The sequence below is a fragment of the uncultured Shewanella sp. genome, from assembly GCF_947501225.1.
Taxonomy (GTDB): Bacteria; Pseudomonadota; Gammaproteobacteria; order Enterobacterales; family Shewanellaceae; genus Shewanella.
Map to the genome: position 1 here is coordinate 664,334 of NZ_CANMUW010000001.1, position 15,583 is coordinate 679,916.

Sequence of the window (15,583 nt, forward strand, 5' to 3'; positions counted from 1 at the left end):
TAACGCAGTTATATGTTGTTAACAAAATGTAAACAGTGTAAGTTTCTCTCCCTGTTATCGAAAGGGATATTCTATATGGTTGTTATGGGCCAGCGGTTATAGATCTTTAGTTTGTTTATCCCTCCCGCTTTGAACAATAGGTTTTACTCATCACATCATTTAAGGAAAAACTGATGACCATTAAAACAATTTTAAAAAGTACGTTAATGAGCACTGTGCTGTTAAGCAATTTTGCCATTGCCGATGATGATCAAATTTTGCTCGGGGCGTTCCATGACTACGGGATAACTAAGTGTGACAGCTTTATTCTTGAAAATAGTAAGCTTCAGGGAAATTGGAACCTGTTTATCAATAAACATAAGGGAGGGATCGATGGACCCACTACAGAGGTTACCGTTACCCAGATATATGGGTCTAAAGGGGACACAGTCAAGATCGAGGATACCTACATACAAACGGCCAAAAGGTGTTTTTTGAGGAATACATGGACCTTAACGTTTAAAGGCTCATGTGCCGATAATGTCGATGCAAATGATTGGTATGTTTCTAACGAGATGCCAAATAAAGATTATACCACTTACAAGAATGCCGGTGGCCTGGAGTTACATGCCAAAGAGATCTCTATGGGAAACTTTAAAGCCTGTGTCCAGGAAGGCTCTAAACGTACCTCTGCGAGCCATGGCTAGCACGCTATAGTGCACCTATATGCTATCGCTGTTTCGCAAAGTATGGTGCATTCAGCGATAGAAACGCCCACCTCACCTTCGACAATTTGCTGCATTTCTGCTTATAGCCTCCTGCTCCTTTCCTCTTAGCTTAAATAATAATGGCTAACAGCTTGAATATTTACTGTTTCGGCATGATTTGTGCTTATTCATGACATCAGTTCTTTTACGCCGACTTTTTGACAATGAATCCAATTACTAACACTGCTAGTCAGCTATCAACTTCCACCAGTATTGCAGATGCGTATGGAGTGAACAGTCAACAGACTGAGGCCGGTAAGAGCAGTGATAAGGTCACCTTAAGTCAGTCTCAGTCGCCGCGAACAGCTGCATCGAAAGATGGGATCAAGGATGAGTCGGTCTCTCTATCTCCCCGAGCGCAACGTGCACAAAAAATTGAGAGTATGGCTAAAGATTTCTTTAGTGACGGAAGTTTTTCTACTCAGGATATTCCCCGACTGGTTCAGCGTCTGTATCAGGATGGCATCTTGAATGATTCGCAACTGACACGATTATCTCAGGGTGGTTTCGATATTCCTGATCCTGACACTAAGCCCGAAGATCTTAAGTCATTTATCAGGGAGCAGCGCAGTGAGTTGCAAGCCGCTCAGGATGAAAAGGGGGAGGGCGCCGAATCCGGTACAGAAACTGTGCTGATAAAATTGCTTGATGATGCCGAGAGTGTCATCGATGGGATGGGGAATGCTCAAAGCGCTGAGATCAGCCAAAAAGCATCGAGAGTGTCTGCTCAACTGAATGTGTATCTCAGGGGAGATGTTGAGCTAAGCCAGAGTTCCCGTGAGCAGTGGCAGGGGTTAAAATCTGTCATGCAGTTGGCCGCCTCGATGGGAGAAAATCAACAGGCCAGTGGCCAACTCAGCAGCTATCTTGCGTTGGGGAAAGCATAACTCTGTATCTATCTTCCTCTTTGAAAAGAATAAGTAATTTTTATCCACAATTTTTACCAATCTTATCCTTCATCTAGCCCTCTTTTGTGTCAGGGTCAAGGGCAAAATCAGAGATAAGTGGCCTCATAGGCACTAATTTTTTGTTCTTTTCTCACATCCAAAATTATATGATCGAGATCAATGTTCTCCTGTGATGTTTGTAGCTTAATACGCAACATATTGTGCTGAATGGCCATACATACACTATATATGGTGTTAAATTCGGCGTCACTTGAGGAGATATTAAACAATGCCAGTGGTTATAAAGCGGGATGGTTACCGCACGCCTTTTGACGAAACAAGGATTAGAGACGCTGTCTCGGCTGCAGCAAACTCGGCAGGTATTGATGATAATGACTATGCTGCTCAGGTAGCTAAAAAAGTGGCGCAGAGCGTTGCAGATATGCCTGAAGTTGATATCCATCACCTTCAGGATGTCGTCGAAAATCAGCTGATGGAGGGGCCCTATAAATCCCTCGCTCGTGTGTATATTGAGTATCGACATGACAGAGATCTGCACCGTGAAACCAGCAGTCGTTTGAATCAGGAGATTCGTGGCCTGGTCGAACAGAGTAATGCCGCCCTGCTCAACGAGAATGCCAATAAAGATTCGAAAGTGATCCCGACTCAACGTGATCTGCTGGCCGGCATTGTTGCCAAGCATTATGCTACGCGCCACATACTGCCCAAGGACGTGGTTGCGGCCCATGAGTCCGGCGAGATCCATTATCATGATCTGGATTACGCGCCATTTTTCCCTATGTTCAACTGTATGTTGATCGATCTTGCCGGCATGTTGACCAATGGCTTTAAGATGGGCAACGCCGAGATCGAGACGCCAAAGTCTATCTCGACTGCGACCGCGGTGACCGCGCAGATCATCGCCCAGGTGGCCAGCCATATCTATGGTGGTACCACGATAAACCGTATCGATGAGGTGTTAGCACCGTTCGTAGCAAAGAGCTATGACAAACACTATCAGGTCGCATTGACCTGGGGTATCACAGATGCCAAGGCATTTGCGATCACTCAGACAGAGAAAGAGTGTCACGATGCCTTCCAGTCACTGGAATATGAAGTGAACACCTTGCACACGGCAAATGGCCAGACGCCTTTTGTGACCTTCGGTTTTGGCTTGGGAACATCCTGGGAATCTCGTCTGATCCAAGAATCAATGATGAAGGTACGTATCGCAGGTTTAGGCAAGAACCGTAAGACTGCGGTATTCCCTAAGTTGGTCTTCGCGATTCGCGACGGTATCAACCATAAAGATGGCGATTGTAACTATGATATCAAACGTCTGGCCCTTAAGTGCGCCAGCACCCGGATGTACCCTGATATCCTTAACTACGAGCAGGTAGAGAAGGTTACCGGTTCATTCAAGACACCTATGGGTTGTCGTAGTTTCCTCGGAACTTACGAGGAAGAGGGGGAGCTGATCCATGAAGGACGTAACAACTTAGGTGTGGTGAGTCTTAACCTGCCCCGTGTAGCGCTCGAGGCCAATGGCGATGAGGCTGAGTTTTACCGCATACTAGACCAACGTCTGCTCATTGCCCGTAAAGCCTTAGACACCCGTATTGAACGTTTAGAAGGCGTAAAAGCCAGAGTGGCGCCGATTCTTTATATGGAAGGTGCCTGTGGTGTCCGCTTGCGTGCCGATGATGATATCTCGACGATCTTCAAAAATGGGCGTGCTTCTATCTCCTTGGGCTATATCGGTTTACATGAAACCATTAATGCCCTATATGGTACCGATAAGCACCTTTATGACTGCGAAGTCTTGCGCGAAAAAGCGATCGCTCTGGTCGAGTATATGAAAGCAGCGACGGTGAAGTGGAAAGAGGAGTCCGGCTATGGTTTCAGCCTCTACAGCACGCCGAGTGAAAACCTCTGTAGCCGTTTCTGTAAGCTGGATACTAAGATCTTCGGTGTCGTGGAAGGTGTTACCCAGAAAGGTTATTACACCAATAGCTTCCATCTGGATGTTGAGAAAGCGGTTAATCCGTACGATAAGCTTGATTTTGAATTGCCTTATCCGGCCTTGGCCAACGGCGGGTTTATCTGTTATGGCGAGTACCCTAACATGCAGAATAATCTCGAAGCATTAGAGGATGTCTGGGATTATAGCTACAGTCGTGTGCCGTATTACGGAACTAACACGCCAATCGATGAGTGTTACGATTGTGGTTACACAGGTGAGTTCGAGTGTACCAGTAAAGGCTTTACCTGCCCTAAGTGTGGCAACCATGAGCCGAGTCGGGTTTCGGTGACGCGACGTGTTTGTGGTTACCTGGGAAGTCCCGATGCCCGCCCATTTAACCATGGTAAGCAAGAGGAAGTTAAAAGACGAGTGAAGCACCTCTGATTTGTTTCACCTGATTGACCCGTCCTCTAAAGACGCAACTGACCCTGGTCTGTTGCGTCATTTTTACTTTTGAAATTTGTGTTGTGTTACCGCTTCGGCATCTGCGTTGAAATTCTAGACAGTACAAAGATTAAAACCCCAAGGTATCACTATGAATTACCACCAATATTACCCCGTCGATGTGATTAATGGACCCGGTACCCGGGCTAGTCTGTTCGTTTCCGGCTGTGAGCATCAGTGCCGTGGTTGCTATAATCAGTCGACCTGGAAACCATGCAGTGGTCACGAGTTCGATCAGGCGATGCAAGATCGGGTATTGAGCGATCTGAAAGATACCCGTATCAAACGCAGGGGGCTGTCCCTTTCCGGAGGCGACCCGCTGCACCCTGCAAACCTGGCTTCGATTCTTACTCTGGTAAAAAGGGTTAAGGCAGAATGCCCGGATAAAGATATCTGGTTATGGACCGGGTACCTGCTGGGCGAGTTAGATGATGCTCAGCGAGCCGTGATTGAGTATATTGACGTTGTGGTCGACGGTAAGTTTGAACAGGATCTCGCCGATCCTGGTTTACTGTTTCGCGGCAGCAGTAATCAGGTTATTCACTATCTGACACAAAAGCGATAACCGTCCAGGGCAAGATGCTGTTATAATATGGGCCAACAGATTAAAGCAATTATAAAAAACAGCTGTCATAGCTGTTTTTGCATTTATAGAACTATTTTAAGGCAAGAGCATGAATTTAAAAGAAGAGCTTCATGGACTTAGCGACAAGCTAGAGCAGTTTCGTCGCAAATTAGCCGCAGCAGAAAAGCGTGGTGATAAAGGGGTCATGTTGCAATTTCAACAAGAGATAAACAAGGTCACTAAGCGAATCGCCAGTGTTAAGGCACAGCAGACCCGTGAGCTGAGCAAGAAGGGTGGCAGTGTTGCCAGCATGAAGTTTAACCGTGTTCTGACAAAGGCTGAGCAGGCAGACATGGGTAAGCTGAAGAAGTCGGTGAGAGGTTTGGTAGTGGTTCACCCTATGACGGCCCTGGGTCGTGAGATGGGGATCACTCAGGTGACAGGCTTTGCACCAAAAGAATTTTAATTACTGAGTCATTTACCCAACCGCAATTATTCAATAGTGAGCGACTTCAAATTATTTTGTTGTCGCCACGCGTATCCTTCGTACGCTGGCGTTGTGAGTCAACTATCATTTAAGATGAATCAATAGCCGATTAAATTGCTGGGGTATTTCACTTAAAGGTAAAAACACATAAAATACTCCGCCTGAGTTCGAGATAGAATAAATAGTTGTTGTTGAGTTCATTTCATCAGTAGGTATAGATCTCGTTGTATTTTCTGGATTGTCGTCGTCTCAGGGAAAGAGAGTCGTTAAGGTTATTTCATGTCGATTAAGTATATCGCTTCTTCAAAGCTGCCCACACCATGGGGCGTATTTATCATGCATGGTTTCGAAGATTCCGATACAGGAAAAGAGCATGTGGCGCTGACCTTTGGTACGCTAGATGCAAACACCCCGATTTTAGGTCGCATTCACTCCGAATGTTTAACCGGTGATGCCCTGTTCAGTTTACGTTGTGATTGTGGTTTTCAGCTTCAAACCGCGATGCAAAATATTGCCGAAGCCGGCCAGGGCTTTATCCTTTACCTTCGCCAGGAGGGACGTGGCATCGGCTTGCTCAATAAGATCCGGGCCTATGAGCTGCAGGATGACGGTGCCAACACCGTTGAGGCTAACGAGAGACTTGGTTTTCCCGCCGATATGCGAAAATACGATATGATTTTACCTATGATGGAGAAGATCGGTATCAAGCAGGTCAAGCTGATGACCAATAACCCGCGTAAAGTTAAGGCGATGAAAGAGCTGGGTATCGAAGTCGTCGAGCGGGTACCGCTTCAGGTAGGAAAGAACCGTTATAACGAAGGTTATCTGAAGACTAAGTCGACCGAGCTTGGGCATATGATGACCGAATATCATTTCTCCGCTGAAGAGAAAGAGTAAGTTTTGCTGTAGATTTTCCCATCACCTCCCGTTATATTCAGAACCATAATTATAAAGTCCACATCCTATTTATGGTTCTGAAAAAAGCTTGTTGCATCATTGCCTTGACCCTTTTCCTCTCCTCGTTTGTTTATGGTGAAGAAGATTTTACCCATTACGCTTTTGCCAACTATCTTGGCAGTGGCCTCTATAGAACCTCGGGGCAAAATGCGACCGTAGTCAACTTGCCCTTTAGCTTCGAGCTCAAAAATAATGCTACCGAAACTGTGTTGCTGCGAGCGCCGGTCTTCCTTGGTTTTTTCAACTTTAAGTGGAGCGATGTGCCGGAGGGGGATCTGCCCTCCAGCGTAGGGACTATGACTTTCACCCCGGGGATAGAGTACCGGGTACGCAGCTCCGACAGATATGAGTTTCAAAGCTATTTCGATCTTGGCTATGGAAAGAACTTTACCACGGGAACCGATGTGGCAATCATGTCCGCCGGTGTCTCCAGTCTGCTCGATCTGGAGTTTAAGCAGACGCGGCCCAGATGGGTGAATCGTCTCTATTTTGCGGGGTACAGAAGCTTCGATGGTGAGCAGAAGGAGACCTATTCGGCCCTGCAGTCGGGGCTCGATATCGGTACCGATATTCACTGGCGATGGAGCTGGCTGGATGTCGATGTCGAACCTCGTGTGTTTGCCGTAGGCTACTGGTACTTCGATAAGCTTAGAATTGCCACCCCGTTTGGTGAAGATGTGCTGGTTTCCAATAGTTTAGAGGTTGGCGCGACCCTGGCGTTTTCGAAACCCATTCTCTGGGAATGGATGGGGATAGACAGGTTGGGTTTAAGTGTCAGGGCTGGTGATGGGGTTCAGGCCTGGCGCCTGATATTCGAGTTTCCTATTTAACGGGATACACATTAAGTTTTGCTTCGCTTAGTTAATCTAAATTGTCTTTAAGATAATCCAGAAAAACCCTTATCTTAGGAGAGATAAGCTCCCTGTTTAAATATAGGGCATAGGTTGAGCTCAAGCTTTCATAGGGGCTGAATATGTGTTGGTCCAGTAAGTGGATTAGGCTGCCATTTTTAAGCTCTTCGCGGACAGCCCATAGCGGCATCAAGGCAAGGCCTGCATGATTTAGCAGTAGCTGTTTCTGACCATTGACGGAGTTTACCGTCACAGCATCTTTAATCGATAGTTTTCTGGCCTTGTTATCCATCAGGTACCAGTCTCGCCATCCTGTATAGCCGTAACTGATACAGTCAAAATCGGTTAAATCTTCGGGGCCACAGGGGCTGCCATGTTTGGCCTGGTATTGTGGGCTGGAGCAAAGCAAAAAGTTGTTGTCAGCAAGTTTTCGGGCGATAAGGTTTGAGTCCGGCAATCTACCACTTCGAATGGCAATATCCACGTTCTCCTCAACCAGATCGATAACACGCTCGGTGAGTTCCAGCTCTATCTTTATATCGGGGTACTGCATAATAAAAGCAGGGATCAGAGGAAGTACGCAGCTTTCGCCGAACCCGACAGTCATGCTGATTTTCAGGGAGCCTTTAGGATTTTGCTGCAGATCATTTACCGCTCTGTGTGCTTCATCGAGTTCTGAGACGATTCGTTGAGAATACTGATAATAGGTTAACCCCGCCTCAGTCAGTCCTATGTTGCGTGTGGTGCGATTAAGCAGGCTTATTCCCAACTCCTTCTCTAACGCGATAAGTTGACGGGATATCGATGAGGGCTGCACATCGAATACCCGGCTGGCTTCAGTGATACTTCCCTTTTCGACGACACAATTAAAGTAGTGCAGTCTGGTTATCATGCTCATATTGATATGCTTCTGTTGGATCATCGCAGCAGCTAGCCTAGAGTGTTTTTGCTCAAAAGGCAAAGCAGGTTTGTTTTGCGGGTTGTGGTTGGTTCAAAGTGCAATGAATAGAATAGCCCCACTGACTATTTGAGGGCACAAACATGAAAGCGATGATAATAAAACAACTGGGTTCGAGTGAGCAGTTTGAACTTGCCGAGAAGGCAACACCTGCAGTGAAAGCCGGGCATATGCTGGTGGAGGTAAAGGCGAGCAGTGTTAATCCGTTAGATACCATGCTGCGCTCCAGCGATACTCCCTGGTCTGCTAATTTGCCTGAAATTTTGCATGGCGATGTGTCCGGCATAGTGACCGAAGTTGCCGATGATGTGAGCCGTTTTAAGGTCGGTGATGAGGTATATGGTTGTGCGGGAGGCATCGCGGGTATCGATGGTGCGTTGGCCGAGTTTATGCTGGTAGATGCTGAGCTGATGGCACACAAGCCGAAAAGCTTGACCATGAAAGAGGCGGCGGCTCTGCCTCTGGTTTCCATTACGGCATGGGAAGCATTGCAACATAAGCTGGCTGTAAAAAGCGGCGACAATGTACTTATTCATGGGGCGACCGGCGGAGTGGGTCATATCGCAATCCAGTTAGCCAAATATTTTGGCGCCGATGTGACGGCAACCTCTATGCCGAAGAATATGGCCGTAGCCGCAACGTTAGGAGCGGATAATCTGGTCAACGTGGCCGAGCAAAGTGTGAAGGAATATGTCGATCAATATACCGGTGGTGCAGGTTTCGACGCTGTTTTCGATACCGTGGCCGGCGACAATATTCAGCGTAGTTTCGAGGCGGCCCGGTTTAATGGCGCCGTGGCGACGACCCTGCCAATTGAAAATGTATTACAGGTGGCACTAAAGAGCTTGAGTTTTCACAGCGTATTGATGCTGATCCCACTGGTTGAGGGGATAAACAGAAGATCTCATGGTGAGATCCTGACCAAAATCGCCGAGCTGGTCGACCTGGGTATCGTTAAGCCGCTGCTGGATGACTCTGATTTCACCATCTGGGAGGTTGCAAAAGCTCATGCCAGATTAGAGTCAGGCGAAGCGGTCGGTAAAATTGCGTTAACGGCCTAAAGCGGATGAGGGAGAGTCAGGCGATTGGACTCTCCTTTACCTGCTAACGAAATATTGGCTCAAGCTTACCCTTCACATTGACTCTTTCCCGATTGGTAGCAGCTTGGTTCGCGCGGGCAAACGGCCCCTCTGGAGCAGATAACTCTTGCTTCCGAATCTATGCCTCGCTCTACCCAGTTGATATTGAGGATCTTTGCCACGCTCATCAACTCATTCTTGATAGTGCCTGGAATTGATGCCGAGCCGCCGTGAGCCACGCAGGCCTGCTTCAGATCCGATGCAATTGAAAGCGCATCACCACCCTGTGCTTCGATGGCGGGGTTGAGATCGATGCCGGCGCAAAGTACATGATTGTTACCGGCGAGATCCTCAACTTTTATCGACTCGCAGCAGTAGATCCTGGGTTCATTTTCGACATTGAGTATCGAGATCTGCGCCGATGTGCCAGTTGTCGGCTCATTGATCATTCGAAATACCGCCCAGTGCTGACAGGGATCCTGGACCTGCCTCATGTTGCCCCATGGCAGTGGTATGCCGTTTCCTCGATATACCGCTTTGAGTTTACCCGGCGCATAGGCATCGAAGTAGTGCCAATGAGGGTAAGGAGAGACGACGGTCATTCTGCGCATGGCAACCGAAGCCGATACACCCAGCTGTTTATGTACGTCAATCTCATAACCGTGGCGATCCAGTAGCTGCCTGAATGGCACCTTAGGGCAGAGCAGGGCACCGGCAAAGAAACTTGATTCAAAGTCACGCCAGGCATGGAGAATATCTTGTGCGTTAACGGTAGAAGATTGGGGGACCCCCGAATCGACATCTGCACTGATCTGGCTTCGACCTGTGGTTAATACAGACTTCAGCCCATCTTTGTTGTGCAGCACGCAGTGGCCGATATGGACGGCGAGATCGTATTTGAGTCTGATAGGTGTCGTCCTGAGTTGTTCATTGACATAGATGGTTGACGGTGGCTCGAAGAAAGAGGTAACAAGTTGACTGGAGGTGACCCCCATCTCGTCGACAACATCGTGAGGTGTATCGTTAACCCATTTTATCGAAAGCCCCAAACCTTTTGCGATATCCATCAGGTCTTCAACCGCAAGTGGCATGCGCTTTTGGCCTATCTCTTCGGCTGCACGTTCGAGATCCGGAAAGTGATTCTGATGGTGTTCCTGGTGAGCACGGATCAGCAGGTGAGCAAATTGACGACCGGTGATACCGGTTTGAGATAGCATTTCCGGAATAGCGATTTGCAAAATATCTTTCGAGAACAGGAAGCTTGGCTCTAAAGCCATGCCGCTAATTCCGCCTCGCCTGCCTTTTTGCGGTGTTATGGCCTGCTCTTCGGGAACATCGTCTAAGAACCAATCGACCTCTTTTTGAAATACTGCGGCAATAACGGCCATCATGCCCGCGCTGGGTACCCGCTTCCCTCTCTCAATCATAGAGAGGTAGGAGACCGACGGAGCCGAATCTGCATCGACGCGAACACATCGTGCGGACAGATCTTCCATAGTCAAATGATTACGTTTTCTCAGGTTTCTTATCTTAGTCCCCAGAAAATGTGATTTTCTCATTAAGCTTTGGTTATTGCGCATTTTGTAAAATTCACAGTGTAAAATTTTAATTGTGAAATTGTAGTTAAAAATTCGCTAGACTACAAATTAAGCAATCGGAGAAGAGTATTCATGTGGAATATCGGGATATATATGAAATAACGATATCCAAAATGTTTCTCTATACTTTTGTAAATAATGGAAAATTTAACTAAAAGGCGAGTTAAGAGGATAAGGCTATGGACATTTCAACAATCGATAGTATTCAAAGTGAACAAAACTATAATGACCTTATCAGTGCTGAAGTCGTGAGTGTCGAGAGTGTCAAAATTTCACAAAGCGAAACGGCAATGAGCAACGCTAAGCAGTTTCTTGACAGTACATTTCCATTAGCCAAGGGGTCGCATAAGGATGTCAGTAGTTATCTGGTTTATTATCAGCAGCTATTGATCTTCTTCAGCGACGGCACCCATACCGGTCTGAAAGATCCTAAGCAATTTGTCGCCTTAAATGGACCTAAGAGTGAGCCTTCGGCCATTTTGCTCAGAGATAAGGGCACGCATGTTGAGTTGACATTCGATCGCTGTGGTGAGATTGGCGCTCACGATCAGGCAAACATTGAAGATATTCAGATAGAGGGTCACAGGTATTGGATTAGCCTGCTTAATGTCGACGCGAGGCGTATGATCGACGGTTCGCTCCAGGATCAGATGTTTACAGCAAAAGATGGATCCGACTATCTGCTGAAAGAGGCGTAAAATAGGGCGCGAAACTTCTCAGACTCGTGGCATGAACCGATTAAAAAAGGCTGAAAGTGATCACTTTCAGCCTTTTTACTTATATTTACCTTCCCCAGATATCGGCATTGATTGTTGAGCCTTTATCGGTCGACTCGGCGGATGAACTCTTGGTCGAAGAGCCCTTACGGCGAGCGGGAGTCTGATAGTTGTCATCTCTGGGCTTGCGTGCAGGTAAGGGGAGGTTATTCATCTTCAGATAAAGGTACTCGACCTTATCTCTCGCCCATTGAGTCTTGCGCAGAAACTTCAGACTGGATTTGATGCTGGGATCATGATTAAAGCAACGAATGTCTATTCGGGAGCCAAGCTCTTCCCAGCCATAATGATCGACCAGATCCGTGAGTAGATCTTCCAGCTTGATACCGTGAAGGGGGTTGTTTGCTTGTGTCATGAGTTCTTTGCGTCAATTGATATTGAGTTAATTATATCAGTTAATGGGATGGAATTAACAGGAGGTCGCTTGAGTTAAACTCGGGTAAAAAAAAGAGGGCATGAGCCCTCTTATTTGCTGTTTACCGATTAATAGGTGATTACTGGAAGCTTAGCTCCCAGGAATCTATTGTACCTATGTCGCGGCGGCCGCTGTCTATCGCTTTTAACTTCCACTCTCCCGCAGACTCGATGCCTGTAGCATCTACGCTGTAGGTTTGGTTAATGTTATCTGTGCTGCTCCCCGTGTTATCGTGCAAGACAGCGACTTCACCCGTTGGTGTGTGAAGCTCTACCTGCAGATCGCCGATATAGGTGTGGGTAATATTAACGGTTACAGAGACCGTCCCGGAATCACCGGTTCGGCTCACCGATATCGGGCTGGATACACCGCCGGCCTTATTATCCGGGATAGAGTAGCTGTTAGTGTTGCTATAGCTCGTCGCTCCACCTGTCTCTCCGCCAGTAGATTCGGTGTAGTTAGCCACCAGACTCACGCCGCTAAATGCACTATAACCCTGAACCATAACATAGTAAGCTCCTGATTCGGCGTTAGTTATAGGGCAAGATTCACTGTTACCGGTTTCCCATGGACGACAGTCATAGCTGCTTGTACTCGGCGCCGCACCGTATTGAACATACAGATCCGCATCACCGCTTCCACCACTCATGGTAAAGCTTAGATCGGTGGCACCAGCCGGCACCTCCAGAGAGAAGTGCAGCTCATCGTTCTTCGCACCTGTCAGGTCAGTTTTGGCTACACCATTTTGTAACTCACCGCCACCGGTTCCTGTACCAGTACCGGGATCGACAGGTCCGTCACAGGATGCATCCAGATAGGCATCGGCAGCCACGGCGTCGATTAAGCCGTACCCTGTCTTATCATCGCGGCCAACAGTATCCAGATCTTCGGCTGTAGCGTTCAGCGCCGCACGTATCTGTGCTGCACTACATTCGGTGTGATGACTCCATACCAGTGTCGCAACACCCGATACATGAGGCGTGGCCATGGAGGTGCCGTTATAGTACTCGTAATCTTCGTTGGCGGTGTTTTCAACGGTGACAACAGAGCCTAGCTGAGACTGAAATGCCTGACCCGTTGTCCTGTCAACCGATACCGATACGATAGGGGCTTCATTGTTGGTATCTACAAGGAAGGGGTTTTGAAGGCCTGGCAGTTCGGTATTACCATAGACGATGACGGCACTTGCCCCCGCGTTGTTACAGGCCCTTACCGCATCAATCTCCGGATAGCCGGCACCCTGATTACCCACGCGCTCGACCAGACACACTTTACCGTTCATGTCGTCGCAGTTGAATGTACTGCCGGATACGGCACATTCGGCAAGCTCCCCGCTAACGCTGCCAAATACCGGTGTAGGGACGTGATTTGTCCCCGATTTTATGTAACGGTTATGGGGAACGATACCGTTATCGAAATAGGACTGACCACCTATGGTGATATCGGCAAGGCGGCCCTCACCCATAGTCACAGTTGAGAGAATGGCTTCACCGGGCCCCGAGATCTCTACCTGGTTAGTGTATTGAGAAAACGCCGCATGATCTTTATTGCTATCGACGGCCGCAACCGACATCACGGCATCATAAGAGGCCGGGTAGCTGTGAGTATTGTTTCCGTCATTACCCGCGGCGGCAATAAGTAAGACACCATTATCTTGATGAGCGGTTAATGCGTTTCTCTCCGTGGTGCTCGATCCACTACCACCCAAACTCATGGTAACCACGTTTGCGCCATTATCGACGCAGGTGTCGACAGCAGAAACCAGCGAAGAGGAGTAACCCCAGCCTGCTTCATTGAATACCTTAATGACATGGATATTAGCTGTCTGATTCGGCATGACACCGACAACACCTTCATTGTTAGCGATGGCGGCAATAGTGCCGGCTACATGTGTTCCGTGAGCATTATTGTTACCGGGATCAAACCAGTTGCCTGTTCCAGAGTTATTCGTTCCCGTGACATTGTTACCGCTTAAGTCATTGTGGCTGCGATCGTAACCTGAGTCGATGATACAGATGGTACGGTTACCGGCCTGGGAGTCACTCAAAGATGTAGCACCAACATAGGTTTGACCCCAGGGAGTGGTCTCATTCAGGAAGCGGCGCTGTTGATCCTCTTCTACATAATCTACATCACCACGCTTCTTTAGTGCGTCGATGCCTGCTTTATCCAGTTTAACCGTGTAGCTGTTACTGCGACCTATGCGTTTCATCTCTTTCGCCGAAACGCTGTTTAACACCTTATGTTGAGATAGCACTTCACTTTGAGCCGGTTCATAAGAGAGGGGGGCAATCTCACTACTTTCAGTTTGAATACTGTTCGACTCACTGTTTTTAAATTTGACAATGTAGCGCTTTGGCAGTGGTGATGACTGCTTACTGTCACTTTTCAGTGACTGTATGCTTTGGGTAAATGTTGGAGCTGCATGAACCGAGGCAGAGATAGCGATAGCTATAACTGACAAGCTCAGTGCTGAACTCTTAAAATGTCTGACTGTCATGTTTGTCTTCCATGTTAATTAGAATTAATCATTATTATTAGGTGGTTTTTTAGACGAACGTATAAAAAACCGGTTACTCAACAGCGAATGTATCCATGTGTGAAACATTTGTAAATAAGTTGTTATTTGCGCAAGCTGAGAGAGATTACGCTGGTTCAATGAAGAATCGTATGCATAAATATTGCGTTTAAAACGCATTTTATGTACATGGGGCCGGTTTTAAGTCGCATGTTTATGCGAGGTAAGTTATTGAAATGAGCTTTGTATAGTATTCGCAGAGAGTGGCTGATTGGAGATGTAGACCTCTATCGTTATAAGTGTAAGGCTTTGAATTAAAAGGTAGAGCTGTGGTTTTTATTGTTTGTAATATCTTAGATTGAAAAGTAATAAGTAAACCGGAAATGAGTCGCTCTGAGTGGAGTGTTGACTGAAATGGATAGTCACTATTGAAAGAGGGGGGACTTCAGGTTTGGCCTGCCGGACATCGAGTCATGATGTCCGGCAGGCCGTCTTGATATTACTTCTTGAGTGAGTTCATTAATGGCACATAGCCACCGCCGTTGTAGCTATTGCTATAGCCTTGAGCGACTAAGGCGTCGAAAGCGATACCGCTTCGTCGGCCGCTTCTGCAGTAGAGTACGACTGACTTATCTTTAGCGATTTTTCTCTCTTTAAATGCCGATACGATGATCTCGAAAGGGATATTAATCGCATTCGGAAGGTGGCCTGCTGCGAACTCCTCTGCAGTTCGGACATCCACAATCAGAGCACCGGCATCTATCATATCCCAGGCGACTTTAGGATCTTTATCGGCGGCCACAGCGAGTTGGCTGGTAGATAGAGTGAGTAGGGTGACCAAGATCATCAGACACCTTCGTAGGTGCTGCTTTGACATTAATATTTGTTTAAACACACTTTTTCCTTCAATTACTTTTTATTTTAATCTGTGCTGGTGATCTTTATTTTCTTACTCTGTTTTCATCCTTGCCTTTCTTGCTGGATAACACTTACATATCAGAAAGATCAATTTTTCACCGGAACAGCCAATTCAGCCTCGGTTTTTACCCCTAGCCTTTTCATAAGTATAGCGATAGGACAGAATCCGGTAAATGCGCTCTGGAATAGATTAACGCCAACGAATACCGTCAACCAGATGAAGTTAGCATGAACCCAGGTGGTCAATACTATTGAGAGTAAAACCATCATTCCTGCAAAAGCCATGATTATGCGTTCTATAGACATTGTGTTCTCCTTTGGCAGAATAGATTTCTGCTATTTTTAGTTAAGTTATTGGTTT

The 15,583-nt window shown here is 47.1% G+C and carries 15 protein-coding genes; 9 read left to right on the forward strand and 6 right to left on the reverse strand.

Translation table 11 applies throughout. The annotated features are described in order from the left end of the window. The first annotated feature begins 173 nt into the window (after positions 1-173). The 7 genes from Q1B47_RS02750 to Q1B47_RS02780 all read left to right on the forward strand — a co-directional run bounded on the left by Q1B47_RS02750 (position 174) and on the right by Q1B47_RS02780 (position 6,939). Complete coding sequence (locus Q1B47_RS02750; RefSeq protein WP_299788242.1) at positions 174-686, forward strand: hypothetical protein; 513 nt, start codon at positions 174-176, stop codon at positions 684-686. Between the two features lie 290 nt (positions 687-976). After that, complete coding sequence (locus Q1B47_RS02755) at positions 977-1,633, forward strand: hypothetical protein (RefSeq protein WP_299788245.1); 657 nt, start codon at positions 977-979, stop codon at positions 1,631-1,633. A 289-nt stretch (positions 1,634-1,922) separates the two neighbouring features. Further along, positions 1,923-4,040 (forward strand): anaerobic ribonucleoside-triphosphate reductase, encoded by a 2,118-nt coding sequence (gene nrdD / locus Q1B47_RS02760; RefSeq protein WP_299788248.1) that lies wholly within the window; start codon positions 1,923-1,925, stop codon positions 4,038-4,040. A 151-nt stretch (positions 4,041-4,191) separates the two neighbouring features. Further along, on the forward strand, positions 4,192-4,665 hold the full coding sequence (gene nrdG, locus Q1B47_RS02765; protein ID WP_299788251.1) for an anaerobic ribonucleoside-triphosphate reductase-activating protein: 474 nt from the start codon (positions 4,192-4,194) through the stop codon (positions 4,663-4,665). 109 nt (positions 4,666-4,774) lie between these two features. Continuing rightward, the gene (locus tag Q1B47_RS02770) at positions 4,775-5,131 is read left to right on the forward strand and encodes a YibL family ribosome-associated protein (protein WP_299788254.1); all 357 of its coding nucleotides are present in this window, start codon (positions 4,775-4,777) and stop codon (positions 5,129-5,131) included. Between the two features lie 300 nt (positions 5,132-5,431). Then, the gene (ribA, locus tag Q1B47_RS02775) at positions 5,432-6,049 is read left to right on the forward strand and encodes a GTP cyclohydrolase II (RefSeq protein ID WP_299788257.1); all 618 of its coding nucleotides are present in this window, start codon (positions 5,432-5,434) and stop codon (positions 6,047-6,049) included. A 71-nt stretch (positions 6,050-6,120) separates the two neighbouring features. Continuing rightward, complete coding sequence (locus Q1B47_RS02780; RefSeq protein ID WP_299788260.1) at positions 6,121-6,939, forward strand: hypothetical protein; 819 nt, start codon at positions 6,121-6,123, stop codon at positions 6,937-6,939. A gap of 31 nt (positions 6,940-6,970) precedes the next feature. Here the strand turns inward: Q1B47_RS02780 and Q1B47_RS02785 are convergent, their stop codons facing one another. Further along, complete coding sequence (locus Q1B47_RS02785; RefSeq protein WP_299788263.1) at positions 6,971-7,858, reverse strand: LysR family transcriptional regulator; 888 nt, start codon at positions 7,856-7,858, stop codon at positions 6,971-6,973. A gap of 143 nt (positions 7,859-8,001) precedes the next feature. Here Q1B47_RS02785 and Q1B47_RS02790 point away from each other — a divergent pair, with 143 nt between their 5' ends. Beyond that, positions 8,002-8,979, forward strand: a complete 978-nt coding sequence (locus Q1B47_RS02790; protein WP_299788267.1) for a zinc-dependent alcohol dehydrogenase family protein — start codon at positions 8,002-8,004, stop codon at positions 8,977-8,979. A gap of 65 nt (positions 8,980-9,044) precedes the next feature. On the opposite strand, the gene Q1B47_RS02795 is transcribed toward Q1B47_RS02790, so the two are convergent. Further along, positions 9,045-10,577 carry a DUF3612 domain-containing protein gene (locus Q1B47_RS02795; RefSeq protein ID WP_299788270.1) on the reverse strand — a complete coding sequence of 511 codons (1,533 nt, stop codon included), beginning with the start codon at positions 10,575-10,577 and terminating at the stop codon, positions 9,045-9,047. 197 nt (positions 10,578-10,774) lie between these two features. Between Q1B47_RS02795 and Q1B47_RS02800 the strand changes: the two genes are divergently transcribed. After that, a complete protein-coding gene (locus tag Q1B47_RS02800) occupies positions 10,775-11,293 on the forward strand; it encodes a malate synthase (protein WP_299788273.1) in 519 nt (172 codons plus the stop codon). Between the two features lie 85 nt (positions 11,294-11,378). Here Q1B47_RS02800 and Q1B47_RS02805 read toward each other — a convergent pair whose 3' ends face one another. From Q1B47_RS02805 to Q1B47_RS02820, 4 genes are all read right to left on the reverse strand, one after another. Next, entirely contained in the window at positions 11,379-11,726 is a 348-nt protein-coding gene (locus Q1B47_RS02805; RefSeq protein WP_299788276.1) for a VF530 family protein, read from the reverse strand. Between the two features lie 139 nt (positions 11,727-11,865). Beyond that, a complete protein-coding gene (locus Q1B47_RS02810) occupies positions 11,866-14,286 on the reverse strand; it encodes a S8 family serine peptidase (RefSeq protein WP_299788279.1) in 2,421 nt (806 codons plus the stop codon). Between the two features lie 517 nt (positions 14,287-14,803). Continuing rightward, entirely contained in the window at positions 14,804-15,151 is a 348-nt protein-coding gene (locus Q1B47_RS02815) for a rhodanese-like domain-containing protein (protein ID WP_299788282.1), read from the reverse strand. 158 nt (positions 15,152-15,309) lie between these two features. Then, entirely contained in the window at positions 15,310-15,528 is a 219-nt protein-coding gene (locus Q1B47_RS02820) for a DUF2892 domain-containing protein (protein WP_299788285.1), read from the reverse strand. Positions 15,529-15,583: the final 55 nt, after the last annotated feature.

Coding starts and splice junctions, on each gene's coding strand:
- Q1B47_RS02770 (WP_299788254.1), top strand. CDS start 4,775: ATGAATTTAAAAGAAGAGCTTCATGGACTTAGCGACAAGCTAGAGCAG.
- nrdD (WP_299788248.1), top strand. CDS start 1,923: ATGCCAGTGGTTATAAAGCGGGATGGTTACCGCACGCCTTTTGACGAA.
- Q1B47_RS02790 (WP_299788267.1), top strand. CDS start 8,002: ATGAAAGCGATGATAATAAAACAACTGGGTTCGAGTGAGCAGTTTGAA.
- ribA (WP_299788257.1), top strand. CDS start 5,432: ATGTCGATTAAGTATATCGCTTCTTCAAAGCTGCCCACACCATGGGGC.
- Q1B47_RS02785 (WP_299788263.1), bottom strand. CDS start 7,858: ATGAGCATGATAACCAGACTGCACTACTTTAATTGTGTCGTCGAAAAG.
- Q1B47_RS02805 (WP_299788276.1), bottom strand. CDS start 11,726: ATGACACAAGCAAACAACCCCCTTCACGGTATCAAGCTGGAAGATCTA.
- Q1B47_RS02820 (WP_299788285.1), bottom strand. CDS start 15,528: ATGTCTATAGAACGCATAATCATGGCTTTTGCAGGAATGATGGTTTTA.
- Q1B47_RS02815 (WP_299788282.1), bottom strand. CDS start 15,151: ATGATCTTGGTCACCCTACTCACTCTATCTACCAGCCAACTCGCTGTG.
- Q1B47_RS02810 (WP_299788279.1), bottom strand. CDS start 14,286: ATGACAGTCAGACATTTTAAGAGTTCAGCACTGAGCTTGTCAGTTATA.
- Q1B47_RS02800 (WP_299788273.1), top strand. CDS start 10,775: ATGGACATTTCAACAATCGATAGTATTCAAAGTGAACAAAACTATAAT.
- Q1B47_RS02795 (WP_299788270.1), bottom strand. CDS start 10,577: ATGCGCAATAACCAAAGCTTAATGAGAAAATCACATTTTCTGGGGACT.
- Q1B47_RS02780 (WP_299788260.1), top strand. CDS start 6,121: ATGGTTCTGAAAAAAGCTTGTTGCATCATTGCCTTGACCCTTTTCCTC.
- nrdG (WP_299788251.1), top strand. CDS start 4,192: ATGAATTACCACCAATATTACCCCGTCGATGTGATTAATGGACCCGGT.
- Q1B47_RS02750 (WP_299788242.1), top strand. CDS start 174: ATGACCATTAAAACAATTTTAAAAAGTACGTTAATGAGCACTGTGCTG.